Source organism: Streptomyces sp. M2CJ-2, from assembly GCF_016757295.1.
Taxonomy (GTDB): Bacteria; Actinomycetota; Actinomycetes; order Streptomycetales; family Streptomycetaceae; genus Streptomyces.
In genome coordinates, this window is sequence record NZ_JAESIF010000030.1 from 22,396 (window position 1) to 48,176 (window position 25,781).

The following is a 25,781-nucleotide window of genomic DNA, read 5'->3' on the forward strand; positions in this document are numbered from 1 at the left end:
GGTCGGAGGGCCCACCCTAGCCGCAGCCGTCCGTCAGCCGGTCGTGGTGAACACCGCGACCGTGCGGGCCGGGACGGTGAAGGTGCCGGTCTTCGCCGCGTAGGACGAGGTCTTCACCACCGGGTCCGACCCCGCGGCCTGCACCGGGTGCAGGCGGTGGCCGGTACCGGCGAGGGCCTCGACGCGCTGTTCCCGCTGCTCCGGCGTGGCGTTGAAGACCACGACCAGGTCACCGAGCCGCATCGTGATCACGCCGGGGGTCTCGTCCTTGCCGGACAGCGGGAAGGACAGCCGGGACTGCACCTGCTCCGCGGTGTCGAGGGAGAAGGCCGGTTCCGTCGTACGGATCTTCAACAGGTCCCGGTACGCGGCCGAGGCGCCCTCGATCTGCGGGCAGCCGACCTGCACCGCGCCCAGCAGGGGCTTGGTATAGGGCCACTTGTCGGCGTTGTCGGCGGCCGGTGGCAGACCGCGGCCGAAGCCGTTGCCGGCGGCGCAGTTCCAGTGGATGGCGTTGAACCAGTCGCCGCTGTCGTAGGAGTTGCGGTCCAGGGACTTGGAGCGCAGCAGGTCGGTGCCGGCCTGGGAGAGCGCCGGGCCCTGGGACAGGGTGGCCGTCGCCATGGCGAGGACCTGCGCACGCGCCCGGTCGTCGGCGCTCGCGGAGGCCGGCAGCTTGAAGGCGAGCGCGTCGAACAGGGACTCGTTGTCGTGCGCGTCGGCGTAGGCGAGGGCGTCGCCCGGGGCGTGGGCGTATCCGGCCGGGGAGCCGTTGTAGTCCACCTGGGAGCCCTTGACCTCCTTTCCTTCGGTGTCGGTGAAGCGGTACTCGGCGAGGTTGCCGCTCAGGCCCACCTTGATCAGGTCCTGGTAGTGCAGGAGCCGGGCCTTCTGCTCGGCCTCGGTGCCGTTGCTCTTGGAGGAGTTCGGGTCGGTGTGGAGGCCGGACGCGAAGCCCTGGACGCCGGGGTCCTCGTCGAAGGGTCCGCCGCCGCGGACGGCGTCCCGGGCCCGGTCGGAGAAGGTGGCGATGCCGGTGCCGGCCATGTTCTGCTGCGTGGCCTGCTCGAAGCGGGCGTCGTCGGCGATCTCGCCGAAGTTCCAGCCCTCGCCGTACAGGATGATCTTCTTGCCGTCGACGCCGTCCTTCTTGAGGGTCAGCGCGTCGAGGGCCTTGCGCACGGCGAGCATGTTGGCCTTCGGGTGGTGGCCCATGAGGTCGAAGCGGAAGCCGTCGACCTTGTACTCCTTGGCCCAGGTGACGACCGAGTCGACGACGAGCTTGCCCATCATGGCGTTCTCGGGCGCGGTGTTGGCGCAGCACGTGCTGTTGGCGACGGAGCCGTCGGCCAGCAGCCGCTGGTAGTAGCCGGGCACGATCCGGTCCAGGACGCTGGTGTCCGCCTGGCCGCTCGCCGCGGTGTGGTTGTAGACGACGTCCAGCACCACGCGCAGGCCGTCCTCGTTGAGCGCCTTGACCATCTTCCGGAACTCGACCGTGCGGGTCGTGCCCTCCGGGTCGGTGGCGTAGGAGCCCTCGGGGACCGTGTAGTGGTACGGGTCGTAGCCCCAGTTGTAGGCGTCCTTGGCGGCGGCCTTCGCCACGCACTCCTGCTGCTTGTCGGAGTCGGCCGGGAAGGCGGCGAGGTCGCAGTCGACGGTGGCCTGGTCGGACTTCTTCTCGGGGATGGTCGCGATGTCGAACGCGGGCAGCAGGTGCACGTGGGAGGTGCCGGCCTTCGCCAGCTCACGCAGGTGCTTCGAGCCGGCGCTGTCCTTGTCGGCGAAGGCGAGGTAGGTACCGGGCTGCTTCGCCGTGCGGTCCTCGACGGAGAAGTCGCGGATGTGCAGCTCCTGGATCTGGGCGTCCTTCAGCGGTACGGCCTTCGGCTTGGCCAGGTCCGACCAGCCCCTGGGGGCGAGCTCGCGGTCGCCGAGGTCGACGACGAGGCTGCGCGCGGAGTCGGTGGTCAGGGCCAGCGAGTACGGGTCGGTGACCTTGTTGGTGACGACCTCGCGGGTGCTGGGCGCCCACACCTTCACGACGTACCGGTAGGGCTTGCCCTTCCAGGACTCCGGGCCGGTGACGGACCAGACGCCGGTGGCGTCGTCGCGCCGCATGCGGGCGGTGGAGCCGCCGATCTCCAGCGAGACGTGCTGCGCGGTCGGTGCCCACACGGAGAGCGTGGGCCGGCCGTCGCGGAAGACGGGGCCGAGCTGCGCCTTGGTCGCGCCGGCCGCGTACAGGTCGTCGAGGACGCCCGCGGTCTGCACTCCGGTCGCGGCGAGCACGGCGCCGGTGGCGGCCCGCTGGGAGGCGACGACCTGGCCGCGCAGGGCCTCGCGTACGCGGTCCCGGTCACGCGGGTCGACGGTCCAGGCGGTGTCGTCCTCCAGGTGCGGGAACCTCGCCTTCTGGGCGTCGCTGAGGGACGTCTTCGTCAGCCGGAGCACGCGCGTGTCGTCGCCGCCGGTGAGCGTGCCGTCCTGCGCCTTGACCGAGCCGGCGCGGGAGGCGAGGAGCTGGGTGGAGGCGGCGGCCTCGGAGCCGTTCCAGACGACGGTGTCCCGGTCGATCCAGACCGCCTTGGAGGTGGTCAGGTCGAGGGCGGCCGCGGAGCCCGCGGGCTGCGGCAGCAGGTACTTCTCCTGGCCGCTCAGCAGCCACACCTCGTGGCCGTTCGCCTTGAGGTCGAGCGACTGGTCGGACGGGAGGTCCTTCTCGTCGCCCTTGTGGATGATGTAGCTGAGGCTGGTGGCACCCTCGGTGAGCGGCACCTCGAAGACCGCGCCGTAGGCGTCGGTCCTCACCGGCTTCAGGGGGTTCGACCAGTCGGTGGGGTTCGCGGCACCGGTCCAGGTGTGCAGGCCCCAGCCGTCGTGCTTCCCGTCGGCCCGGTGGTAGTGGAGCACCGCCTTGGTGGTGTCCTGCGCCGGGTACTCGGGGCGTTCGGTGGTGACGGTCTCCTCGCCCTGCTCGATCCAGATCTCACCGGTCCTGGTGACGTCGATCGTGCGGTCGGTGGAGACGTCCTTGTTCCCGTCCTTGTCGATGACGAGGAAGCCGACGTCCGAGGCGCCGGGCTTGAGCTTGACGTACGCGAAGGCGCCGTAGGCGTCGCGGCCGGTGAAGGGGTGGCTGTCCGGCCATTCGGTGGCCTCGCCCTCGGCGAGGTCGCCCCAGGCGTACAGGCCCCAGTCGTCGTAGTCGCCGTCGGCACGTTTGTAGTGGACGATCGCGTAATCGCGGGAAGCCGCGCTGGGCGGCTCCTCCACGGGCGGGGTGCCGGTGGTGGAGGCGGCCGTCGCGCTCGCGGTGCGTCCGGCCGAGTCGATCACGACGGCCTTGTAGCGCAGGGCGGTGCCGGCCGGGACGTCCGCGCCGATGGTGTGGGTGACCTTGTGGGGGGCGTGGTCGGCGGAGCCGAGGGTCTGCCACTTTCCGTCGCCGGTCTGGGCGGCGAAAACGACGCGGTTGAGCTGTCCGCCCTCGACGTCGGCGGTGAGCTCGACGGTGCCGGTGGCGCCCGCCTCGGGGGCCTTGAGGGTGACCGTGGGCTTCGCGGCGGGCTGGGCGAGCCTGCCCGCGGCCTTGAGGACGATCGCCGAGCCGGCCGGGACGGTGACGGTGATCTTCCGGTCGGCGTCGCTGGTCACGGAGGCGTCGGTGCCGTGGATGCCGCGGAAGGTCATACGGGCCGAGTTCGTGGCGAAGGTGGCCTTCCGGGCCTCGCCGGTGTTGTTGAAGGCGACGACGTACTCGGTGGTGTCCTTGCCGGTGCCGGTGCGGGAGAAGGCGTGGACGCCGGGGCCGTCGGCCGCGTACCGCTGCTGCTGGACGCCGTCGGTGAGGGCGGGGTGGGCCTTGCGGAGCTCGGCGAGGGCGCTGATCTGCCGGTAGAGCGGGGCCTTGGTGTCGTAGGTGTCCTCGGCGTGGGTGCGGTCGGTGCCGATGAGGTCGTCGTCGAGGTAGTCGGCGGTGCGGGAGGCGAACAGGGTCTGGCGGGCGTCCTTGTCGCCGCCGGCGCCGGTGAAGCCCTGCTCGTCGCCGTAGTAGACGACCGGGTTGCCGCGGCTGAGGAACATCAGCTCGTTGGCCAGCATGGCCTTCTTCAGCAGTTCGGCGTCGGACGCCTTCGGGTTGTCCTGTTCGAGGAACGTCCCGATGCGGCCCATGTCGTGGTTGCCGAGGAAGGTGACCTGCTCGTAGGCGTTGGCCTTGTCGGTCGTGTACTTGTGGTCGTCGCCGAAGACGGCGGCCGGCTTCTCGGCGCTGCCGCCCTGGGAGACGTACTGGCGGGCCGCCTCCTGGAACGGGAAGTCGAGGGTGGCGTCGAGGCGGCCCCGGGTGACGTACGGGGCGGTGACGTCCGTGTCGGCGGAGTAGACCTCGCCGAACATGAAGAAGTCGTCACGGCCCTTCTTGGCCGCGTAGGCGTCCAGGGCGGTGGCCCACTGGGTCCAGAACTCCATGTTGACGTGCTTCACGGTGTCGATCCGGAAGCCGTCGATGTCGAAGTCCTTCACCCACCGCTGGTAGATCTTCTCCATGCCGTCGACGACCTCGGGACGCTCGGTCCACAGGTCGTCGAGGCCGGAGAAGTCGCCGTACTCGCTGGACTCCCCGGCGAAGGTGGAGTCGCCCCGGTTGTGGTACATCGCCGGGTCGTTGAGCCACGCCGGAACCTTGACGGTCTTCTTCGCGGCGGGGACGAGGGGGGTTCGCGGGAAGGAACCGGTGTCGACACGCGGGAACTTCCGGGAGCCGTCGGCGTAGTCGGCGTCGTCGAAGGGCTTGCCGTCCTCGGTCAGGTAGGGGAAGGCGCCCTTGGAGAGGTAGTCGTAGGACTTCTCCTCGTAGTCGACGACGTCGGCGGTGTGGTTGGTGATGACGTCGAAGAAGACCTTCATGCCCTTGGCGTGGGCCTTGTCGATGAGGGTCTCGAGGTCCTTGTTGGTGCCGAAGTGCGGGTCGACCTGGGTGAAGTCGGTGATCCAGTAACCGTGGTAGCCGGCGCTCGCGTCCTTGCCGGTGCCCTGGACGGGCTGGTTCTTGAAGATCGGCGCCATCCAGATGGCGGTGGTGCCGAGCCCCTTGATGTAGTCGAGCTTCTGGGTGAGGCCCTTGAGGTCACCCCCCTGGTAGAAGCCCTTGTCGGTGGGGTCGTACCCGGTGCTGAGCCGCGAACCGGTCAGCCCACCCCGGTCGTTCCTCGTGTCACCGTTGGCGAACCGGTCCGGCAGCACGAAGTAGAACTGCTCCCGGGTCAGGTCGTGCCGCGCGGGCTCCTTCGCCAGGTGGGCGTCGGACGGGGGCTTGGGCGATGCGGGGGCGGCACTGGCCGCCAGGGGCTGCACGAGGGCCGCGGCGAGCGCGACCACGGTGACGGCGGCGATCCGCCTCCCCCGCACGGTGCGGCGCCTCGGAGGCGCGGGCCATCTGGGTATCACAGGCGAAACTCCTTGCGATTACGGCTCATTGGGTCCGACCCCACGCCACGGCGCGCCCTGTTTCGGCCACGTCGCCGGGCTCCGGGCGTGACGCTATCGCCGTTGAAAGCTTTACAGCAAGGGTCTTGAAAGTAACGGTAAGGATTTGCATACGGGCGCCGGTCGCGCCGCCCCCGTGAACGGTGGTGCGACCGGCGCGCGCTCAGCAGGACGACTTGCCCGCGTACACCGCGAGGGCCGTGTTCGAGCCCAGGGTGGCGGTCAGCTGCCCCGAACCGTTCACGCTCACCTGCGTGTTGTTCTGGACGTTGCAGTACGTGCCCGCCGGGAGGGACGTCTGGTAGGTGCGGGTCAGGGAGCCGGACTCGTGGTTGACGGCCACGAAGCCCTTGTTGCCCCGGCCGAAGGCGATCGCGTCGTTGCCGTTGTCCCACCAGTTGGTGACGGCCTGTCCGCGGGTGGCGTTGCGGAAGGCGACCATGGACTTGATCTCCGGCCAGGCGTGCTGGCACTTCCAACCGTTCTGCCAACAGGCGTTCACCTGGCCGCCGTTCGGCGGGCCGGCGTCGTGGTCGGAGAACTCGTAGCCGGAGTTGATGTCCGGGGAGCCGTAGGGCCAGGCCAGCATGAAGACGTTGGCCAGGGTGTAGTTGGCGCCGTCCTTGTAGCTGAGCGTGGAGCCGTTGCGCTCGGTGTCGTGGTTGTCGACGAAGACGCCGGAGACGGAGCTGTTCATGTAGCCCCAACCCTCGCCGTAGTTCTTCAGGTAGGCGAGGTTCTCGTTGTTGAAGACCCGCTTGAGGTCGTACGCGTAGCGGAACTCCTGGACGTCTCCGTTCCCCGTGTACTCGCTGGGCTGGACGGCCTCGCCGGCGCCGTAGATGGCCTCCTGCTTCCAGTACACACCGGGGTTGGAGAGCCGGGACTTGATGTTGGCGAGGTCGGCGGCCGGCATGTGCTTGGCCGCGTCGACGCGGAAGCCGTCGACGCCGAGGGAGAGCAGGTCGTTCAGGTACCCGGCGATGGTCCTGCGGACGTACTCCTCGCCGGTGTCGAGGTCCGCGAGGCCGACCAGTTCGCAGTTCTGGACGTTCCAGCGGTCGCGGTAGTTGGTGATCTGCGAGGTGCAGGTGTCGAAGTCGTACGAGGAGTACAGGCCCGGGTAGTTGTACTTGGTGTACGCCGAGCCGCCGGTCCCGGTGCCGTTGCCCGCGGACATGTGGTTGATGACGGCGTCGGCGACGACCTTCACACCGGCCGCGTGGCAGGTGTTCACCATGTTCCGGAACGCGGTGCGGTCGCCGAGCCGGCCGGCGATCTTGTAGCTCACCGGCTGGTACGACGTCCACCACTGGGAGCCCTGTATGTGCTCGGCGGGTGGGGAGACCTGGACGTATCCGTACCCGGCGGGGCCGAGGGTGTGGGTGCACTCGCGGGCGACCGAGTTGAAGTTCCACTCGAACAGGACGGCGGTGACGTCCTTGTTCCCGGGCGGCGCGGCCTGCGCGACAGTCGGGGTCATGACAATCGAGGCGACCGCGAGCGCGGCGACCCAGGCGAGGGTTCTGCGTGCCATGTGGGGTGTCCTTCTTCATCGAAGGGTGTGGGGAGTGCGAAGGCCTCTGAAGCTTCTTGCTGAAACCTTCAGAAACCTTGCGTGACGCAGATGTTAAAGCTTCACCCTCCGAAAGGGCAGCACCCCGCGTGAAGTTGCGGCAAGAAACTCCGGAAGGGCGGCCTGCCGGTCCGTCCGGGATCAGCTGAGCAGTCCCGCCCGCACCCGCTCATCCGTCAGCAGTCGCAGCACCCCGGGGTCGTCGGCGAACACGTCCTCCGCTCCGGGGCCATCGCCTGGACGAATCCGGAGGACCCGCGTCAGGACGTGCTGTGCCGTATGCCTTCGACGAACGCGGCCCAGGCGGAGGTGCCGATGAGCAGGGTCGTGCCGGTGGGGTTCTTGCTGTCGCGGACGGGGACGGTGCCGGGGATGTTGTCGGCGAGTTCCAGGCAGTCGCCGCCACCGCCATCGCTGTACGTGCTCTTGCGCCACACTGCGGCCGTCAGGTCAGGTCGGGTACTGCGCATGTCTCGTACTCCTTCATGGCCCGCCGGATCAGGGCCATGGATGCCTCTGGTGGCAGGGCTCGGGCATGGACGAGATCGTAACGATGGGAGTGCCGAGCCACCATGGCCCGGTCTTCCACCAACTCACCTGAGTGGCCCGCCTCCAGGTAGGCCACGTCCGGCGCGTTGTCGAATGACAGGAGGGTGAGCGAGCCGCCCATGGCGGAGTGGGCTCCCGCGACGAAGGGCATCACCTGCACCTCGATGTGCGGGGTGCGGGCGGCTCCCAACACGGAGGCCAACTGCTCCCGCATGACGGCCGGGCCTCCCACCGAGCGCCGGATCACCGACTCGTCGAGCACCACCCACAACAGCGGCGGTTGCGGCTTCCGGAGCAGACTCTGCCGACTCAGCCGCGCCGCCACCTTCTCCTCGATCTCCTCCACCGTGCACCACGGTTGTCCATGACGCAGCACCTCACGTGCGTAGGCCGCGGTCTGCAGCAGACCCGGGACGCTGTGCGCCATGTACTTGTGCATGGCGTTCGCCCTGGCCTCGTACGTCACGAACTTCCGTGCCCAGTCCGGGATCGGCGTTCGCTTGATGTGGGTCCACAGGTCGACCAGATCGCCGTCGGCCTCCAGGATCTCGTCCAGCCTGGTGTTGACGTCTTCGGGCGGTGTCTCCTTGCCCAGTTCGAACTGGGCGATACGGCTGTGGGCGATGGGGATCAGGTCACCGAGCCCGCGCTGGGTGAACCCGGCGCGGACGCGGAGCTTGCGCAACTTCACGCCGTAGAGCGCCGGCAGGGACGCGGAGGGGTCGAGTTCCTTCGGTGCGGGCATCGTCTGTCCCCCGTTTTCGATCCGGCGCAACGAAAACCATTACCCCTGGTGAGCGTAACGTCACGCACCGATGATCGTGGGGAGAGTCGGGATCACCATGAAGGAAGGGCACCACAACCATGGCACCACAGGAACGTACGAGGCGCGCAGCCGCGATCCGGGACGCCGATGAGGCCAGGAACGAACTCTCCCTGGCACTGGACGACGCCGGCGTGCTCCTGCCCTCGTTGGGGCTCGACACCGTCTCGCTGGCCAGCGACTACCTTCCACCGCTGGTGGATCTCGGACGCTGTAATCCGGGCACGGCACGCAAGTTGGCGGAAGCGTTGCGGGAGGGTCGCCGCACCACCGATCTCAGCGCCAGGGTGCGTGAGGTGAACCGGCGTAGCGGACAGCGGACTTGAGAGTGCCCGTCATGCGTGGCGAGGGCCCGCCGCTTCCCCGGAGGGAGCGGCGAGCCCTGGGGCGGACGAGTCGTCAGGCTCGTGTCCACCACACCGTCGTGTCGGCCGGTACCTTCGCCTCGTCGCCGGTTTCGGTCACCTCACCGTTGGTGATCAGGACCCTGCCGTAGGACGGCGTGGTCACCGGCTTGCCCGTGGTGTTCGCGACGCACACGAACTCCCCGCGACGGAAGGCGAGTACGCCCTCCGGGGCCGGGAGCCACTCCACCGTGTCGCCCGCGCCCAGGTCGGCCTGTTCCCGGCGCACGGCGAGCGCGGCACGGTACAGCTCCAGGGTGGAGCCGGCCGTCCCGGTCTGCGCCTCGACGCTCAGCTCGCCCCAGCCCTCCGGCTGCGGCAGCCAACTGCCGCCGGACCCGAAGCCGTACGACGAACCGGCGCGGGTCCACGGGATCGGCACCCTGCACCCGTCGCGGAAGCCGTCCTGGCCCTCGCCCCGGAAGTACGCCGGGTCCTGGCGCACCTCGTCCGGCAGGTCGACGACGTCCGGCAGTCCCAGTTCCTCGCCCTGGTAGACGTACGCCGATCCGGGCAGCGCCAGCATCAGCAGGGTCGCCGCGCGGGCCCGGCGCAGCCCCAGTTCCCGGTCGCCGGGCAGCCGGAGCTGGGTGCCGAGGCCGGGCGGGTTGCCGAAGCGGGTGGCGTGCCGGGTGACGTCGTGGTTGGACAGCACCCAGGTGGCGGGGGCGCCGACCGGGCGCATGGAGTCCAGGGTGCGGTCGATGACCTCGCGCAGCTCCTCCGCGTCCCAGTGGGTGCCCAGGTACTGGAAGTTGAAGGCCTGGTGCAGCTCGTCGGGGCGGACGTAGTTGGCGGTGCGCTCGACGGTCGGCGTCCATGCCTCCGCGACGAAGATGCGCTCGCCCGAGTACTCGTCGAGGATGAGGCGCCACTGCCGGTAGATGTCGTGCACGCCGTCCTGGTCGAAGAACGGCATGACATCGTTGCCCAGCAGCTTCAGTTGCTCGTGCGATCCCAGGTCCGGCAGGCCCTCGGCCTTCACCATGCCGTGGGCGACGTCGATGCGGAAGCCGTCGACGCCCATGTCCAGCCAGAAGCGGAGAATGGAGCGGAACTCGTCGCCGACGGCCGGGTGCTCCCAGTTGAAGTCGGGCTGCTCGGGCGCGAAGAGGTGCAGGTACCAGTCCCCCGGGGTGCCGTCGGGCTCGGTGACCCGGGTCCAGGCCGGACCGCCGAAGATCGACTCCCAGTCGTTGGGCGGCAGTTCGCCGTTCGTGCCCTTGCCGGGCCGGAAGTGGTAACGGTCCCGCGCCGGCGAGCCGGGGCCCTCGGCGAGCGCCCGCTTGAACCACTCGTGCTGGTCGGAGGAGTGGTTGGGCACGATGTCGACGATGATCCGCAGGCCCAGTTCGTGGGCGTCCCGGATCAGTGCGTCCGCGTCAAGCAGGTTGCCGAACATGGGGTCGACGGCGCGGTAGTCGGCGACGTCGTAGCCGGCGTCGGCCTGCGGCGAGGCGTAGAAGGGGCTGAGCCACACGGCGTCCACCCCGAGGTCGCGCAGGTACGGCAGGCGGGAGCGGATGCCCTCCAGATCGCCCATGCCGTCGCCGTTGCTGTCGGCGAAGCTGCGCGGATACACCTGGTAGATCACCGCTTCGCGCCACCAGTCACGCCGCCTGGTGGCGGTGGCGACGGCGGCGGATTCGGTCGGGGAGTCCGGGGAGGTCGGTGCCGGGGCGGTGGAGTGCTGCTGGCTCATGTCGTCCTGTCGTGTCATCGGGGTGGGGGTGGTGCGGTGAGCGAGGAGAAGAGGCGGCCGCGGTGGCCGGCGGGGTCGGTTCGGGCCGCCGCGGCCGCCACCCGCGCGCTCGGGGCGCGCGGGGGTCCTCGTACGAGGGCTCAGTGATCAGCCCTTCGTGCCGCCCGCGGTGAGGCCGGTCACCAGGTTCTTCTGCACGAGGTAGAAGAACGCGGAGACGGGTATCGCGATCAGGACCGCCGTGGCGGCCATGAGGTTGCGCTGGGCGTCGTGCTCGCTGACGAAGCTCTGCAGACCGACGGCGAGGGTGTACTTCGTGTCGTCCAGCATGAACGTCGTGGCGAAGGCGACCTCGCCGAACGCGGTGATGAAGCTGTAGAAGGCGGCGACCGCGAGGCCCGGCTTGGCCAGCGGCAGGATCAGCCGGGCGAACGTGCCGAACGGGGACAGCCCGTCGACCCGGCCCGCCTCGTCGATCTCGAACGGAATGGTGTCGAAATATCCCTTCATCAGCCAGGCACAGTACGGCACCGCGGTCGAGCAGTAGACGAGGATGAGGCCGAAGTAGGTGTCGATCAGCTGAAGGTCGGAAAGGATCTGGTACATCGGGACCATCAGGACGGCCACCGGGAACATCTGGGTGACCAGGAGGGCCCACATGAACTTCTTGTACCCGGGGAACCGCATCCGGGACACGGCGTACCCGGTGGTGGCGGCGACGAGGACGCCGAGGACCGTGGTGCCGAGCGAGACGATCAGCGAGCTCTTCAGCCAGTGGAAGAAGTTCGTGTCCTGCAGCACGAACGCGTAGTTGTCCAGCGTCATCTTGCCCCAGATGCCGCCGGGGCGGAGGTAGTCGTCCTTGTCCGGGCCGAGGGACAGGAAGACCAGCCAGGCGACCGGGAACAGCGCGACGATGCTCGCCACGACCAGGATGCCGTGCGAGGTGAGACTGGCCAGCGGACCGCGTTCCCCGCGCCCCCGCACCTTCACGGGCGGGGTCCTCTCGCCGGCCGGACGGTCCGTCGGAGCCTCGGTCTTGACGGTGATGGTGCTCATGGGGGCTCCTGCCTCAGATCGCGAGCTGCTGCTCATTGCGGTTCAGCCAGCGGCGGTAGAAGGAGGTGAAGACGATCAGGATGGCCAGCAGCAGCATGCCGTAGGCGGCGGACTGCGCGAAGTCGCGCGGCTGCTGTCCGAAGCCGAGATAGTAGGACCAGGTCACGAGGATCTGCGCGTCCGGGGCGGTGTTGCCGAACAGCAGGAAGATGATGGCGAACTGGTTGAAGGTCCAGATGACGCCGAGCAGCACGACGGTGGAGCTGACCGACCTGAGGCCGGGCAGGGTGACGTGCCGGAACCGCTGCCAGGCGTTCGCGCCGTCCATCTCGGCCGCCTCGTAGAGGGCGCCGTCGATGGACTGGAGCCCGCCGAGCAGGGAGATCATCATGAACGGCACACCGCACCAGGTGTTGACCATGATCGCGGCGAACCGCTGCCAGAAGGGGTCCTCCAGCCACGGCGGTGTCGGCAGACCCAGGGACCCCAGGCCCGAGTTGATGATGCCGCTGTCCGCGAGCATGAACCGCCAGCCGAAGACGGTGACGAAGGTCGGCACGGCCCACGGCAGGATCAGGATCAGCCGGTAGAGGGTGCGGCCCCGCAGCTTCTGGTTGAGCAGCAGTGCCAGGCCCAGGCCGATGGTGTAGTGCAGGACGACACAGGCCGCCGTCCATACGATCGTCCAGATGAAGTGCGACCAGAAGCGGTCGTACGCCGTCTCGCCCCACAGGATGTCGGCGTAGTTGTCCAGGCCGATGAACTTGTAGGTGGCCTCGATCTCGTTGACGCCGATGGTGCGGGCCGAGTTGAGGCTGTTGGCGTCGGTGAGGGTGAGGTAGAAGCCGTAGGCCAGGGGATAGAGCACGATGGTGCCGAGCACGACGACCACGGGCACGATCATGGCGTAGGCGTACCAGTGCTTCTGGTAGGCGTGCTTCAGGCGGCTGACCGGGCCGGGGCGGGGCGCGCGGTCACCGCGGCGTTTGCCGGTCGCGCGGTCGATGGCGACTGTCATGGTTCGGCACCTTCTGGATGATCAAGGGGTTCGGCGCAGGCCGGTGGCCGCCGGGCCCTCCCCTCCTGGAAGCGGGTCCGGCGGCCACGCGGGCGGTTACTTGCTGAAGTCCGGCACCAGCTTGACGATGGCGAGCTCCGCGTCGCTCAGCCCCTTGTCCAGGGACTTCTTGCCGCCCGCGATCTGGGGCAGCTCGTCGTCCATCGGACCCCACAGCGAGCTGTACTCGGGCAGCGCCGGGCGCGGCTGGGCGGCCTCGAGGACCGTCTGGTAGCCGGCGATGCCCGGGTCGGCCTTGACCTCGTCGGTGTAGGCGTCGTCGCGGGTGGGCAGCGTGGAGTTCTTCAGGGCGATGGTCTCCTGGGCCTTGGCCGAGGTCATGAAGTTGACGAACTTCAGCGCGGCCTCCTGCTTCGCCTTCTCGGAGCCGGCGTAGACCGAGAGGTTGTGGCCGCCGGTCGGGGCGCCCGCCTTGCCGGTGGAGCCGGCCGGGACGGTGGTGATGCCCAGGTTCGCCTTGTCCTTGAAGGCCGAGCCCTTGTAGAAGTTGGTGATCTCCCACGGGCCCTGGATGATCGAGGCGACCTTGCCGTTGACGAACGCGTCCTGGATGTGGGTGTACGCATCGGCGGTGACGTCGGCCTTGTGCAGGCCCTTGCCGTCGAAGAGCTCCAGCCAGGTGCCGTAGGCCTTCTTGGCCTCGGACGACTTCACGGTGATCTTCTTGGCGTCGGCGTCGACCATGTCGGTGCCCTCGCCGTAGAGGAACGACTGGGCGTAGTAGCCCGCGGTGGAGCCCCAGTAGCCGTCGACGCCGGTCTTGTCCTTGATGGTGGCGGCGGCCTTCTTCAGGTCGTCCCAGGTCTTGGGAGCCTCGACGCCGGCCTTCTCGAACAGTTCCTTGTTGTAGACGAAGGCGAGGGTGTCCGTGACGAACGGGACGCCGTAGACCTTGTCCTCGTACGTGGCCTGCTCGATCAGGTTGGGCTTGAACGCGGCCCGGTCCTTCAGCGCCTCGGTGTCGTCCAGCGGCAGGAAGAAGCCCTTCTTGGCGAAGGCGGGGGTCCAGCCGACCTCGGAGCGCAGCACGTCGGGGGCACCCTTGGAACCGGCGGCGGTGTCGAACTTGTTCTGCGCCTGGTCGAAGGGGACGTTGACGAAGTTGACCTTGATGTCCTTGTTGGCCGCCTCGAACTCCTTGACCAGGGCCTTGTAGGTCGGTGCCTCGTTGGTCGCGTTGGAGGTGTCCCACCAGGTGATGGTGACCGGGCCGTCGGCCGTGTCGCCGCTGTCACTGTCTCCGCCGCAGGCCGTCGCTGTGAGGGCGAGGGACGCCACCAGCGCGGTGGCCGCTATGCCACGCCGCATGAGTACTCCTTGAGGGTGTGAAGCCCGGGTGTGCAGGGTGCGGCCCCGTCTGCCGTCCTGCCGACTGCCGACCGCGCCGATGGGGCCGCCGGGCGACGTGAACGTAACAGCGATGCAACCGATCCGAAAGACCTTGCTGAAAAATTTTGCAAGAAGGCTCGACAGTTATGGCGCCGTGACCTCCCCTCGACCCGGTCCGGGCGGCTCCCCGACCACCGCGCGACCCTGGGTTTCCGGTCGCAGGACCGGGGTTCGGACTGTTGTGCAAGACTCTGCAAGTACTTGCCATCCGTTTCCGCCGGGGGAATCATCCGTTGCGGACGGACGCCGATCACGACCTGCCGAGCACGACATGCCACGACAAGAGGGACAGCGATGACCCAGCAGCCCGCAACGGGCCGTTCGACGGCGCGCACCAGGCGTCCGTCCGGTGTGCAACGAGCGGGCCGGCGGATACAGTCCGGTGCTGTGACCACACGTCTCGCCGACATCGCCGCTCAGGCCGGGGTGAGCGAGGCGACCGTCAGCCGCGTGCTCAACGGCAAGCCGGGCGTCGCCGCCACCACCCGCCAGTCCGTGCTCGCCGCCCTCGACGTCCTGGGCTACGAACGCCCGGTGCGGCTGCGGCAGCGCAGCGAGGGTCTGGTGGGCCTGATCACCCCGGAGCTGGAGAACCCGATATTCCCGGCGCTGGCCCAGGTCATCGGGCAGGCGCTGACCCGTCAGGGCTACACGCCGGTGCTCGCCACCCAGACGCCGGGCGGGTCGACGGAGGACGAGCTGACGGAGATGCTCGTGGACCGGGGGGTGGCCGGCATCATCTACGTCTCCGGGCTGCACGCGGACACCACCGCCGACATGCAGCGCTACGAGCGGCTGCGCGCCCAGGGTGTGCCGTTCGTGCTGGTCGACGGCTTCTCCCCGAAGGTGCAGGCGCCGTTCATCTCCCCCGACGACCGGGCGGCGATGGCGCTCGCGGTCACGCATCTGGCCTCCCTCGGCCACACCCGCATCGGGTTGGCGCTCGGGCCGAAGCGGTTCGTGCCCGTGCAGCGCAAGATCGAGGGCTTCGTCCGCACCATGCAGGACCAGGTGGGTCTGGACGCCCGGACCGTGGAGACGGAGTTGATCCAGCACTCCCTGTACACCCTGGAGGGCGGCCAGGCCGCCGCCGCGGCGCTCATGGACCGCGGGTGCACGGCGGTGGTGTGCGCCAGCGACATGATGGCGCTGGGTGCGATACGGGCGGCCCGGCAGCGCGGTCTGGACGTGCCGAGGGACATCTCGGTGGTCGGCTTCGACGACTCCCCGCTGATCGCCTTCACCGACCCGCCGCTGACCACGGTCCGCAAGCCGGTCCCGGCGATGGGCCAGGCCGCGGTGCGCACCCTGCTGGAGGAGATCGGCGGGACGCCCGCTCCGCACAGCGAGTTCGTGTTCATGCCGGAGCTGGTGGTGCGCGGTTCGACCGCTTCGGCCCCCGGGGACCGAAATCGTCCTTAGGGCCTGTCCGGCGGAGCAGGTCGCAGGAAATCGGCGGTGCCTTGTCAGTGCGGGTGAGCGGGGGCGATGGGGGTCCCCCGCTCATGGGGGTCCCTCCCGCTCGAGCGAAGCCGAGAGCTTGGGGAAGGAGCCATGGCGACCGACGACAACACCGCTGGGGGTCCCCCCTGCTCGAAGAGCTTGGGGGAGTGCGTGCCGGACCCCGCGTCTGCGGCATGATCCGCCGGACAGGACCTGGGCCGGAGGGACGTCATCGCGCGCACTGCCCGGGGAGGAGACCGTGGGCCGCTGTCCGGGGGAGGACATGCGGGTCGGTGCCGACCGGGGGATGATCTGCGGGAGGGGCTTTTCTGGCAGACTCTGTGCCCATGGGTGAAACGACGGTGACCACGCTGAAAGGCCGGGAGGACCGGGCCGCAGCGCACCCCGTCGAAAACGGGGCGGGGCAAAGGCTCCTGCGTCGTCTGCGCACCCCCCGCCGGCCGCGGTTGTGGTTCGAGATCCTGCTGATCGCGGTGAGTTACTGGACGTACTCACTCGTCCGCAACGCCGTGCCGGAGCAGAAGTCCAAGGCGCTGCGCAACGCGGACTGGCTCTGGGACCTGGAGCAGCAGCTCGGTCTCGCCTTCGAGCAGTCGGTCAACCACGCGGTGAACTCGGTGACCTGGCTCGTGGTCGGCATGAACTACTACTACGCCACCCTGCACTTCGTGGTCACGCTGGGTGTCCTGGTGTGGCTCTACCGTAGCCATCCCGGCCGTTACGCGGCGATCCGGACGGTGCTGTTCTCGACCACGGCCGTCGCCCTGGCCGGCTACTACCTGTTCCCGCTCGCCCCGCCGCGACTGATGGACGGCGGCGGGTTCATCGACACCGTCGTGGTCCACGAGACCTGGGGGTCGATGGCCTCCGGTGACCTGAAGAACATGTCCAACCAGTACGCCGCGATGCCGTCGATGCACATCGGCTGGTCGGTGTGGTGCGGGCTGACCGTCTTCGCACTGGCGACCGTCCCGTGGGCGCGGGTCCTGGGGCTGCTGTACCCGGCGGGCACGCTGGTGGTCATCGTCGCCACCGCCAACCACTTCTGGCTGGACGCGGTGGGCGGCCTGCTCTGCCTCGCCTTCGGCTACGCGCTGGCGACGGTCTGGTACGGCGGCCGCCCGTACACCCTGCCGAGACTGGTGCCGGACCACGGCGGCGGGAGCCTCACCGGCACGGGCGGCAAAGGCTCCGAAGACACCGGCGGCGAGGGCCCGGCCGGTCCGGACAGCTCCGACGGCAGGGCCCCGGACAGCGGGAAGGCGGGCGTGGTGGCCCCCCGTACGCCGGACTCCGCCCTCGCCCCGGGCGGCTCCCACTCCCCGGACAGGTCCTAGTCTCCGCCGTAGAACAGTTCCTCCATCACGCCCCGTGCCCTGCGGGTCGTGCGCCGGTACGCGTCGAGCATGTCGCCGGCGTGGCCCGGACCGTAGCCCAGGTAGCGGCCGACGGCGGCCAGCTCGCGGGGGTTGGTGGGAAAGGTGTCGCCGGCCCGCCCGCGGACCAGCATGACCGCGTTGCGCACGCCGGTGGCCAGCACCCACGCCTCGTCGAGGGTGGCCGCGTCCTCCTCGGAGATGAGCTCCGCCGCGTGGGCGGCGGCCAGCGCCTCCCGGGTCCTGGTCGTGCGCAGAGCGGGCTCCCGCGCGCCGTGCCGCAACTGCATCAGCTGCACGGTCCACTCCACGTCGGACAGGCCGCCCGGACCGAGTTTGGCGTGCAGTTTGGGGTCGGTGCCGCGCGGCAGCCGTTCGGACTCCATCCGGGCCTTCAGACGGCGGATCTCGCGCACCGCCTCCTCGTCGAGCCCGGCGGTCGGGTAACGCAGCGGTTCGACGAGTTCGATGAAGCGGCGGCCGAGGTCCTCGTCGCCGGCGACGTGCTCGGCGCGCAGCAGCGCGTGTCGTTCCCACACCAGGGACCAGCGGCGGTAGTACGCCTCGTACGACTTCAGGGTGCGCACCAGCGGCCCGGACCGGCCCTCCGGACGCAGGTCGGCGTCGATGAGCAGGGGCGGGTCGGCGCTGGGGAGCTGGAGCAGTCGGCGCATCTCGGCGACGACCTTGCCGGCCGCGTCGGCCGCCTCCCGCTCGTCCACTCCGTCACGCGGTTCGTGGACGAACAGGACGTCCGCGTCGGAGCCGTAACCCAGCTCGTGGCCGCCGAAGCGGCCCATGCCGATGATCGCGAAGCGGGTGGGGAGGGTGTCCCCCCAGCCCTCCCGGACGACCGCGCGCAGGGTACCGGCGAGGGTGGCGGCGGTCAGGTCGGACACGGCGCCGCCGACCAGGTCCACCAGGGCGCCCTGGTCGGCCTCGGCGGGCTGGGACTCGGTGCCGTAGGAGCCGACGATGTCGGTGGCGGCCGTACGGAACAGCTCGCGGCGGCGCACCCCGCGGGCGGCCGTGACCGCCTGGTCCGCGCCGTCGGCGCGGTGGACCGCGGCGAGGATCTCCTGCTCCAGGTGGGCGCGGGAGCGGGGCCTGAGGCCCCCGGCCTCCCCGTCGCCGAGCAGGGCCACCGCCTCGGGGGCGCGCATCAGCAGGTCGGGGGCGAGCCGTCCGGCGGACAGCACCCGGGCCAGGTTCTCGGCGGCGGCGCCCTCGTCCCGCAGCAGCCGCAGGTACCAGGGGGTCTTGCCGAGCGCGTCCGAGACCTTGCGGAAGTTGAGCAGGCCGGCGTCCGGGTCGGCGGAGTCGGCGAACCAGCCGAGCAGCACGGGCAGCAGGGTCCGCTGGATGGCGGCCTTGCGGGTCACGCCGGACGCCAGCGCCTCCAGGTGCCGCAGGGCGGCGCCGGGGTCGGCGTACCCGAGGGCGACCAGCCGCTCCCGGGCCGCCTCCGCGCTGAGCCGGGCCTCGCCGGGGGCGAGCTGGGCGACCGCGTCGAGCAGCGGCCGGTAGAACAGCTTCTCGTGCAGCCGCCGTACGACGGTGGCGTGCCGCTTCCACTCGCGGGTCAGGCTCGTCACCGGGTCGTTGCGCATGCCCAGGGAGCGGCCGATGCGGCGCAGTTCGGCCTCGTCCTCCGGGACCAGGTGGGTGCGGCGCAGCCGGTACAGCTGGATGCGGTGTTCGAGCGAGCGCAGGAAGCGGTAGGCGGCGTCGAGCTGGGCGGTGTCGGCGCGGCCGACGTAGCCGCCGGCGGCGAGGGCCTTCAGCGCGTCGAGGGTGGTGCCGCTGCGCAGGGAGGGGTCGGTGCGGCCGTGCACCAGCTGGAGCAGCTGCACGGCGAACTCGACGTCGCGCAGCCCGCCGGGACCGAGCTTGAGCTGGCGGTCGACCTGGGCGGTGGGGATGTTCTCGACGACCCGGCGGCGCATCTTCTGGACGTCGGCGACGAAGTTCTCCCGCTCGGCGGCCTGCCACACCAGCGGCTGGAGGGCGGCGACGTACTCCTCGCCGAGGGTGAGGTCGCCGGCCACCGGGCGGGCCTTGAGCAGCGCCTGGAACTCCCAGGTCTTGGCCCAGCGCTGGTAGTAGGCGCGGTGCGAGGCGAGGGTGCGGACGAGGGGGCCGTTGCGTCCCTCGGGCCGCAGGTTGGCGTCGACGGGCCAGATGGTGCCCTCGACGGTGTTCTCGGAGCAGATCCGCATCATGTGCGAGGCCAGCCGGGTCGCGGCGCGCAGGGCCTTGTCCTCGTCGGCGCCACCCACCGCCTCGCCGACGAAGATGACGTCGACGTCCGACACGTAGTTCAGCTCGTGTCCGCCGCACTTGCCCATCGCGACCACCGCGAGCCTGCACAGGGCGGTGTCCTCGGGGGCGTCGGCCTCGGCGAGCGCGAGGGCGGCCCGCAGGGTGGCGGTGGCCAGGTCGGCGAGTTCGGCGGCGGTCTCGGACACCTCGGTGGTGCCGCAGACGTCCCGGGCGGCGATGGACAGCAGGCAGCGCCGGTAGGCGACGCGCAGCGACACCGGGTCGGTGACGCCGGCGAGGCCGTCCTCGAACTCGGTCAGTCCGGGGTGCAGGTCCCGCGCCTCGTACGTGACGAGTGCCCGCCAGTCGCCGGCGTGCCGGGCGAGGTGGTCGGCCAGGGCCTCGGAGGCGCCGAGCACACCGAGCAGCCGGTCGCGCAGCGGCTTGGCGGCGATCAGCGTGTCGAGCACTTCCTGCCGGTCGGTGGCGGTGGTCTGCGCCTCCAGCAGCCGGACCAGCCCGTGCAGCGCGAGATCGGGGTCGGCGGTCGCGCCGAGCGCGTCCAGCAGCACCGGGTCGTCGCGCACGGGCACCAGCTCGGGTCCGTCCAGCAGCCGCTCGGCGGCGGACGGGTCGGTGAAACCGTGCCGCAGCAGCCGTGTGAAGGTACTGCTCCTGCGCCCCGGCGCCGACGTCATCCCCGGCCTCCCTCGGTCCTCGGATCACGGTGGTCGTACTGGCGACGAGCCTAGCGGCACCTTCGGGACCCGGCCCCGGGACGGCGTGCGACGGGTTCCGGGGCGCGCGGGGTCCGCCACGGCCCGGGACACGCCGTCGTTTTGCAGTGGCGCCGCACACCGTTTTCGGCTTCGGTGGGGGGAGCCGTCCAGCCGGACGAGGGGGCGGTTCGCGTGATGCCGAGGCCGACGCCCACCGGGCGGCCGGACCGACACAGGAGCTGTGCCCGTGGACATGACCTTCGAAGTGCTCCCGCTGCCCGTCAGTGACGTCGACCGGGCCCGGGACTTCTACCGGGACAAGGTCGGCTTCCACGTCGACATCGACCAGGAGGTCATGCCGGGCATGCGCATCGTCCAGCTGACTCCTCCCGGCTCCGGCTGCTCGATCGCGCTGGGCGACAGCATCTGGGAGATGGCGGGCGACACCCGGCCTGCCCCGGGCTCCTACCGGGGCCTCCAGCTCTGCGTCGCCGACATCGAGGCGGCCCACGCCGAACTGACCGCCCGCGGCCTGGAGATCTCCGAGCCGGTCGCGTACGCCCCGGACGACGGCGCCACGTTCATGTACTTCGATGACCCGGACGGCAACGGCTGGGCCGTCCAGGAGTACCGCCGCCGGGCGACGGAGCCGCTGCACCGGCTCCTGTCGAGCCTGGCGGCACAGGCGGACCGGGCCGAAGGCCGGAAGTAGGGCGAAGGCCCCGCGGGAGGGCTGCCGCACTCCGGCGGTGGCCTCCTCGAGCACCACCGGGCGTCCGGTGCCGCTGAGCGACGACGGTCCGGTTCCGTCAGGCGTACGGTTCGGGGGCCGGGAGCCGGTAGCACCCGTCCTCGGGGGACTCGACCAGCCGGGACGGTCCGAGCCGTGCCCTCAGCGAGGCGATCCGGGTCGGCAGGGTGGCGCGCAGCGACGACCGGTGCGCGCGCAGGATCTCCTCGACGATCTGGTCGGCGCGCAGTGTCCGGCCCGGCCGCCGGGCCAGCACGGCCAGGATGTCGAACTCGTCGTCCGGCAGTTCGGTCGGGGCACCGTCGACCAGGACGGCCCGTTCCCGCAGGTCGATGCGTACTCGCCCGGCCAGCAGCAGGTCTGCCGACGGCTCCTCGAAGGGCCCGCCGGGGGCGGCCGCGGCGGGGGCGGCGCCGGTTCCGGAGTCGGTGCCGGCGGGCTCGGCGGGCCGGCCTCGGCGCAACACCGCCCTGGTCCGGGCCAGCAGTTCGGCCAGGTTGTAGGGCTTGACGAGGTGGTCGTCCGCGCCCAGGTCGAGTGCTCGCACGCAGGACAGGTGGTCCCCGCGCGCGGTGGTCACCAGGATCGGGACCGTACTGGCGGCCCGCATCGCGCCGCACAGCCCGAAGCCGTCACAGTCGGGGAGGGCGAGGTCGAGCAGGACGACATCCGGGCGGGCCCGGTCCAGCAACTCGAGTGCGGCCCTGCCGGTGGACGCGCACACCGCCTCCAGACCCTGTTCCTCCAGAGCTGCCCCGAGAGCCGCCGACACCCGTTCGTTGGCCTCAACGACCAGTAGTTTCACATCGTCCTCGTTCTGGCGTGCTCGGCGTTCTGAAGTGTTCAGTGTCCTGAGGTCTGGCGCTGCCGCGATCGTGCGCGTGTCTCGCCCCATCCGTTCCCCGCTTCCTGCTGGTCCGAACGGATGTAGTCGGGGAGCACCCTCGGCGGCCAACTGCCGATGCTGAACATGCCCATCGAGTACGCCTTCGCCGCCAGTGCCGTCCGGTTGGGCACCTGGAACTGCCGCAGCAGCGTACCGACGTGGTACTCGATGCCCTGTCGGCTGAGGAACAGCTTGGCCGCCAGACGTACGGTCGGATCACCCGCCGCCACACCCTCCAGGACCTTCGCGCTGAGCGGGGCGAGCTTCCGTTGCGAGTCGTCGTGCGCCTCGCGGTCGACGGGTGTCTCCTCCGGCGTGAACTGCACCACGATCATCTCGACCCGGCCCGCGCCGTCGGTCACCGGGAACGCGGTGATCCTGCCGGCGACCGTGTTGCCGTAGACGGACAGGACGACGGAGTGACCGACGAGACGAGTCCGGTGTCCCTGCACGAGCAGGCCGAACTGACTCAGCACGTGCTGCCGCACGCTCGGGTGCAGGAGCTCCACGAATTCACGGCCGCGCAGTTCGTCCGCCCGCTGGGCGCACCGGGGCATCACGGGGCTGTTGACGGAACGTACCCGGAGATTCGGATCGAGAATGGCGAGAGCGATTCCGGAGCGTTCGAAAAGCGAAAGGAACGCATCACGGTACTTCTCGCTCCCGATTTCCGCGTCGAACAGAGACGAATCTATTTCATGCAGCGTTTCGGTGGAATACGGGCTTTTCCTGGGCAGGTTGGCATGCGCCTCCGCCACCCGGAGGAGCCCGCCCACCGTACTGATCTTTGCGTGGGCCATGTAAGCCTTTCCCTCCCTCTCGAATCTTTCACTGGCTGCGAGCCAGTCTACGAAGGGCGGGCGCTGACGTGCAATGAAACCCGGGACCCCCGCAAAAGACTGTGGTCGCCGTCCCGCGGGTTCGGAGAGACCGTCACGGCAGGGCCCGGGAAGCAGCGGGAAACGGTCCCCGACACCGCTCGGCAACCTCCGGTCATCTGCGAATTACCGGCATTTCCACCCACATTTTCCATTGCCGGACGGGAGCAATCCGACTTACCGACGAGTAGCCCGTTCGGTGCACCGATCGGGCACCGGCCCCCGGTCACCGGTCCCGGCATCGGCCCTCGCCCGGGCATCCCTACCCACTCCGGCACCCCGACTACCGGGTCACAGTCGTTCGGCAAGCACGCCCGAACCGAAGACCGCCCTTCCGGCCATGCGGCGCGCCGCCGGAACCAGCCCGGCCCTGCCGTCCACGTCCAGCCGGTGGTACAGCCTGGTGAGGCTCTTCTCCACGGCCCGCCGGGTGACTCCGAGCGCCTCGGCGGCGTCCTGGTTGGTGTGTCCCAGGGCCACCAGGGAGGCGACCCGCCGCTCGGTGTCACTGAGCACCCCGCCGGCCACCGGTACGCCTCCGCACGGCGGCGCACCGTGCGCGGACGGTGGCTGCGAGGCGATCCAGCGCCGCAGCGCCGCCTCGCCCGTCGCCTCGGCGATCCGGTCCGCCTCGGCCAGGATCTCGTCGGAGCCCGGCCGTCCGGCGGCCCGCAGCCGGTTTCCGTACGCCGTCAACGACCGCCCCAGCTCAAGGTGGTTGGAACTCTCCCTGAGCACGGCGACGGACTCGGCGAGCAGGGACAGGGCGTAGCGGCCGCGCACCACGGTGCCCCACATGCGCAGGGTCCGGCCGAGTGCGGCCGGAGCTCCGAAGCGCCGTGCCCGGTCACAGGCGCGGGCGAGGAGCCGGAGCGCTCCCTCCGGGTCACCGAGGCGGAGCAGCAGGGGCGCGCGCCACACGTCGACCGGGAACAGGGTCCGGTTGCACCAGCCCGCTGCCTCGGCGCGGCAGGCGGCGTCCTGCAGGTCGGCCGCGAGGGCGGGCAGTTCGCGCTCCGCGGTCAGCGGGATCTGCAGCACCCGCAGGGCGAGCCCGCACACCGGTTGCCCGGCGCCCTGCCCCTGGGCCAGCCGGTCCCGCAGCCGCTCCGCCAGCCAGGTGTCCCCCGTCTCGACCGCCACGGACGTCAGACTGAGCACCGTCAGCCAGTCGTGGTCCCCCAGCGAGTCCCCTGCCGGGTCCCGCGCCGGATCGGGAGCGACCGCGCAGGCCTCCCGCGCGTCCGCCCGGGCGTCGGCGGGCCGGCCGGCGTGCACGGCGGTGAGCGCGCGCCAGCTCAGCACGGCCGTGCGCAGCCGCCGGTCGTCGCGCCGCCGCGCCGTCTCGAGCGCCGTGTCCAGCCAGCAGCGCGCCGGTTCGCTCGCCTCCGCCACGGCCGCGCAGGCGATCGTCAGCGCGGACGCGGTGTACTCCGAGGCGGCCGACGCCGGTTCGTGCTCCAGCAGCCACCGCGTGCGGTCGGCGACCTCGGCGGCGGGCAGCCGGCCGCCGAGGACGCCCGCGAAGACGAGGACCGCCATGAGTTCCCGCCGGGCCGCGGTCCCGGGACCGGGAAACGGTCCCGGATCGAGGGCCCGTCCGGGATCGACGGCTCGCAGCCGCTGGACGGCAGAGGCCTGGGCCGCCGGGTCGCCCAGCCGCGACAGCCGTACGCGGGCCTCCAGCCGCAGCCCGAGTTCCGACGCCTGCGATGTCTCCGAAGCCTTCGGGGCGGCCCGTGCCACCGGGTCGGCCGTCGGCACCAGCGGCTCCGTGCGCCCCGCCCCGGCTTGTTCCAACATCTCCGACGCCGCGTGCGGGGCGGAGAGGAACAACGTGAGCGGCACACGGGCCACCACCGCGGCGCGTTCCTGGACCGCGTTCACCAGGGGAAGCGCCTGGCCGACGTGGCGCAGCATCGCGGAGGTGTCGACGTTCTGTTCCACGTCGGCGAGGGCGGCCAGCAGGTCGCCGCGCTGAGGGCTGTCGGGCGGGAACTCGCGCAGGGCTCGACGCAGACAGCGGATCGCGAGCGCGTCGTCGCCACCGCGCCGCACTTCGCGGGCGGTCTCCCGCATCACCTGTGCGGCCTCGGGCCAGTCACCGGGGCCGACCTCCATGAAATGGGGGACGACCCGCTCGGCCGGTGCGCCCGAGGCATGGAGCAGCTCGGCCGCCCGGCGGTGCAGCCGGTCGCGGTCGGTGAGCGAGATCCCCTCCTCGGCGGCCTCCCGTACGCAGTCCCACAGGACGGGCGGTGTCCAGCGGTCGGCGGCCCAGCCGAGTCTGATCAGCGCCCTGGCCGCCGCGTCCCCTTCGGCCGGGTCCAGATCCGCCAGACGGGCGAGGACGTGCGTCTCGGTCTCCCCGCCGAGGAGCGCCGCGCAGGCGGCGAGCCGGCCGACGGACTCCGGGTGACCGGTCAGGGCCGCGGCCACGCGGGACCGCAGGCTCCAGGGCGCGGGCTGGGCACGGGCGATGTCGAGCAGAGGTACGGAGGCGCCGCGGCCCGCACGCTCCAGCCGCTCCAGCCGCTCCAGCCGCTCCAGCCGCTCCAGCAGGGAGATGATCAGCGTCGGATTGCCGCCGGTGGCGTGGGTCCAGGCGTGGACCTGGTCGTCGGCGAGCACGATGCCGCGCTCCCCGAGCAGGGCACGTACTCCCTCCGTGCCGAGTGGCCCCATCCGGATCACCTGGTCGGCGGCCGACAGGATCTCCTGCACACCCGGCATCTCGGTGGCGAACTCGCCCTCGCACACGGCGACCGCCATGAACAGCGGGCCCGGCTCCGGGTCGGCGAGCAACGCGGTCAGCCGGGTCAGGGCCGGCTCCCCCGCCCGCTGCAGGTCGTCGACGAGCAGTGCGACCGGGCGGCCGGTGGGTTCCGGGCGGGCCGGACCGGGGCGGCCGAGGGGCAGGCCCTGTTCCAGTCGGCTGCCCCGGGCTCGCCGTACGACGAAGCCGTGCTGTTCCGCGCGGACCGCGACCGCGTCGAGGAAGGCCGAACGCCCCGTGCCCGGAGTTCCGGTGACCGCCATGAGGACGTTGTCGCCGGTTTGCGTACTGTTCATCGCACGTTGGACCGTGTCGAGATTCTTTATCCGCTCCAGGAGCCGCACGGATCCTCCATTCATCAGCGGAGTCGGGCAAGCATGAGCCATTCTTGCCCGGTTGAACCCGCGAGTCGCCTGGACAAGAAGGCCCCGATGCCATCACAGAAAAACCACAGAACTGTCATATCGTAAGGATTATGAGTTCGAGACGATCAAAGCCGGCGCATCCGGTTCCCTCGGTTCCCTCGGTTCCCTCGGTTCCCTCGTTCTCTGCCTCCCGTTCCCACACGCTCAGAACGGGAACCGCCGCCGTGCCGACCG

The 25,781-nt window shown here is 70.5% G+C and carries 16 protein-coding genes; 4 read left to right on the top strand and 12 right to left on the bottom strand.

Translation table 11 applies throughout. From position 1 onward, the window contains the following. Window positions 1–33: 33 nt before the first annotated feature. The 4 genes from pulA to JL475_RS22085 form a co-directional block, all read right to left on the bottom strand. Window positions 34–5,451 carry a pullulanase-type alpha-1,6-glucosidase gene (gene pulA, locus JL475_RS22070; RefSeq protein ID WP_202279550.1) on the bottom strand — a complete coding sequence of 1,806 codons (5,418 nt, stop codon included), beginning with the start codon at window positions 5,449–5,451 and terminating at the stop codon, window positions 34–36. Window positions 5,452–5,653: 202 nt separating this feature from the next. Then, complete coding sequence (locus tag JL475_RS22075) at window positions 5,654–7,027, bottom strand: alpha-amylase family protein (protein WP_202279551.1); 1,374 nt, start codon at window positions 7,025–7,027, stop codon at window positions 5,654–5,656. Window positions 7,028–7,326: 299 nt separating this feature from the next. Further along, the gene (locus JL475_RS22080) at window positions 7,327–7,536 is read right to left on the bottom strand and encodes a DUF397 domain-containing protein (protein ID WP_202279552.1); all 210 of its coding nucleotides are present in this window, start codon (window positions 7,534–7,536) and stop codon (window positions 7,327–7,329) included. Further along, window positions 7,512–8,360, bottom strand: a complete 849-nt coding sequence (locus JL475_RS22085) for a helix-turn-helix transcriptional regulator (protein WP_202279553.1) — start codon at window positions 8,358–8,360, stop codon at window positions 7,512–7,514. The genes JL475_RS22080 and JL475_RS22085 overlap by 25 nt, the downstream gene beginning before the upstream one ends. A gap of 119 nt (window positions 8,361–8,479) precedes the next feature. On the opposite strand from JL475_RS22085, the gene JL475_RS22090 reads away from it, so the two are divergent. Beyond that, complete coding sequence (locus JL475_RS22090; protein WP_237407917.1) at window positions 8,480–8,764, top strand: hypothetical protein; 285 nt, start codon at window positions 8,480–8,482, stop codon at window positions 8,762–8,764. Between the two features lie 73 nt (window positions 8,765–8,837). Here JL475_RS22090 and JL475_RS22095 read toward each other — a convergent pair whose 3' ends face one another. From JL475_RS22095 to JL475_RS22110, 4 genes are all read right to left on the bottom strand, one after another. Then, window positions 8,838–10,544, bottom strand: a complete 1,707-nt coding sequence (locus JL475_RS22095) for a glycoside hydrolase family 13 protein (RefSeq protein WP_202279583.1) — start codon at window positions 10,542–10,544, stop codon at window positions 8,838–8,840. Window positions 10,545–10,691: 147 nt separating this feature from the next. Continuing rightward, window positions 10,692–11,603: a sugar ABC transporter permease gene (locus JL475_RS22100; protein WP_202279554.1), complete on the bottom strand. Its 912-nt coding sequence runs from the start codon at window positions 11,601–11,603 to the stop codon at window positions 10,692–10,694. Window positions 11,604–11,616: 13 nt separating this feature from the next. Beyond that, a complete protein-coding gene (locus tag JL475_RS22105; protein ID WP_202279555.1) occupies window positions 11,617–12,621 on the bottom strand; it encodes a carbohydrate ABC transporter permease in 1,005 nt (334 codons plus the stop codon). A gap of 96 nt (window positions 12,622–12,717) precedes the next feature. After that, window positions 12,718–13,989, bottom strand: coding sequence for an extracellular solute-binding protein (locus JL475_RS22110; protein WP_202279556.1), 1,272 nt, complete (start codon window positions 13,987–13,989; stop codon window positions 12,718–12,720). 468 nt (window positions 13,990–14,457) lie between these two features. Between JL475_RS22110 and JL475_RS22115 the strand changes: the two genes are divergently transcribed. Both JL475_RS22115 and JL475_RS22120 read left to right on the top strand, forming a co-directional pair. Beyond that, window positions 14,458–15,492, top strand: a complete 1,035-nt coding sequence (locus JL475_RS22115; protein WP_202279557.1) for a LacI family DNA-binding transcriptional regulator — start codon at window positions 14,458–14,460, stop codon at window positions 15,490–15,492. A 368-nt stretch (window positions 15,493–15,860) separates the two neighbouring features. After that, window positions 15,861–16,871, top strand: coding sequence for a phosphatase PAP2 family protein (locus JL475_RS22120; RefSeq protein WP_202279558.1), 1,011 nt, complete (start codon window positions 15,861–15,863; stop codon window positions 16,869–16,871). On the opposite strand, the gene JL475_RS22125 is transcribed toward JL475_RS22120, so the two are convergent. After that, complete coding sequence (locus JL475_RS22125) at window positions 16,868–19,870, bottom strand: bifunctional [glutamine synthetase] adenylyltransferase/[glutamine synthetase]-adenylyl-L-tyrosine phosphorylase (RefSeq protein ID WP_202279559.1); 3,003 nt, start codon at window positions 19,868–19,870, stop codon at window positions 16,868–16,870. The genes JL475_RS22120 and JL475_RS22125 overlap by 4 nt on opposite strands. 268 nt (window positions 19,871–20,138) lie before the next feature. On the opposite strand from JL475_RS22125, the gene JL475_RS22130 reads away from it, so the two are divergent. Continuing rightward, complete coding sequence (locus tag JL475_RS22130; protein ID WP_202279560.1) at window positions 20,139–20,603, top strand: VOC family protein; 465 nt, start codon at window positions 20,139–20,141, stop codon at window positions 20,601–20,603. A 97-nt stretch (window positions 20,604–20,700) separates the two neighbouring features. Here JL475_RS22130 and JL475_RS22135 read toward each other — a convergent pair whose 3' ends face one another. The 3 genes from JL475_RS22135 to JL475_RS22145 form a co-directional block, all read right to left on the bottom strand. After that, a complete protein-coding gene (locus JL475_RS22135; RefSeq protein WP_202279561.1) occupies window positions 20,701–21,447 on the bottom strand; it encodes a response regulator transcription factor in 747 nt (248 codons plus the stop codon). A gap of 38 nt (window positions 21,448–21,485) precedes the next feature. Continuing rightward, window positions 21,486–22,328 (bottom strand): PAS domain-containing protein, encoded by an 843-nt coding sequence (locus tag JL475_RS22140; RefSeq protein ID WP_202279562.1) that lies wholly within the window; start codon window positions 22,326–22,328, stop codon window positions 21,486–21,488. A gap of 369 nt (window positions 22,329–22,697) precedes the next feature. Further along, window positions 22,698–25,478, bottom strand: coding sequence for a LuxR C-terminal-related transcriptional regulator (locus JL475_RS22145; RefSeq protein ID WP_202279563.1), 2,781 nt, complete (start codon window positions 25,476–25,478; stop codon window positions 22,698–22,700). Window positions 25,479–25,781 lie beyond the last annotated feature (303 nt).

Excerpts from the sequence above, each read along its gene's own strand:
- JL475_RS22075 (WP_202279551.1), bottom strand. The coding sequence starts at position 7,027 with ATGGCACGCAGAACCCTCGCCTGGGTCGCCGCGCTCGCGGTCGCCTCG.
- JL475_RS22080 (WP_202279552.1), bottom strand. The coding sequence starts at position 7,536 with ATGCGCAGTACCCGACCTGACCTGACGGCCGCAGTGTGGCGCAAGAGC.
- JL475_RS22085 (WP_202279553.1), bottom strand. The coding sequence starts at position 8,360 with ATGCCCGCACCGAAGGAACTCGACCCCTCCGCGTCCCTGCCGGCGCTC.
- JL475_RS22090 (WP_237407917.1), top strand. The coding sequence starts at position 8,480 with ATGGCACCACAGGAACGTACGAGGCGCGCAGCCGCGATCCGGGACGCC.
- JL475_RS22095 (WP_202279583.1), bottom strand. The coding sequence starts at position 10,544 with ATGAGCCAGCAGCACTCCACCGCCCCGGCACCGACCTCCCCGGACTCC.
- JL475_RS22100 (WP_202279554.1), bottom strand. The coding sequence starts at position 11,603 with ATGAGCACCATCACCGTCAAGACCGAGGCTCCGACGGACCGTCCGGCC.
- JL475_RS22105 (WP_202279555.1), bottom strand. The coding sequence starts at position 12,621 with ATGACAGTCGCCATCGACCGCGCGACCGGCAAACGCCGCGGTGACCGC.
- JL475_RS22110 (WP_202279556.1), bottom strand. The coding sequence starts at position 13,989 with ATGCGGCGTGGCATAGCGGCCACCGCGCTGGTGGCGTCCCTCGCCCTC.
- JL475_RS22120 (WP_202279558.1), top strand. The coding sequence starts at position 15,861 with ATGGGTGAAACGACGGTGACCACGCTGAAAGGCCGGGAGGACCGGGCC.
- JL475_RS22125 (WP_202279559.1), bottom strand. The coding sequence starts at position 19,870 with ATGACGTCGGCGCCGGGGCGCAGGAGCAGTACCTTCACACGGCTGCTG.
- JL475_RS22140 (WP_202279562.1), bottom strand. The coding sequence starts at position 22,328 with ATGGCCCACGCAAAGATCAGTACGGTGGGCGGGCTCCTCCGGGTGGCG.
- JL475_RS22145 (WP_202279563.1), bottom strand. The coding sequence starts at position 25,478 with ATGAACAGTACGCAAACCGGCGACAACGTCCTCATGGCGGTCACCGGA.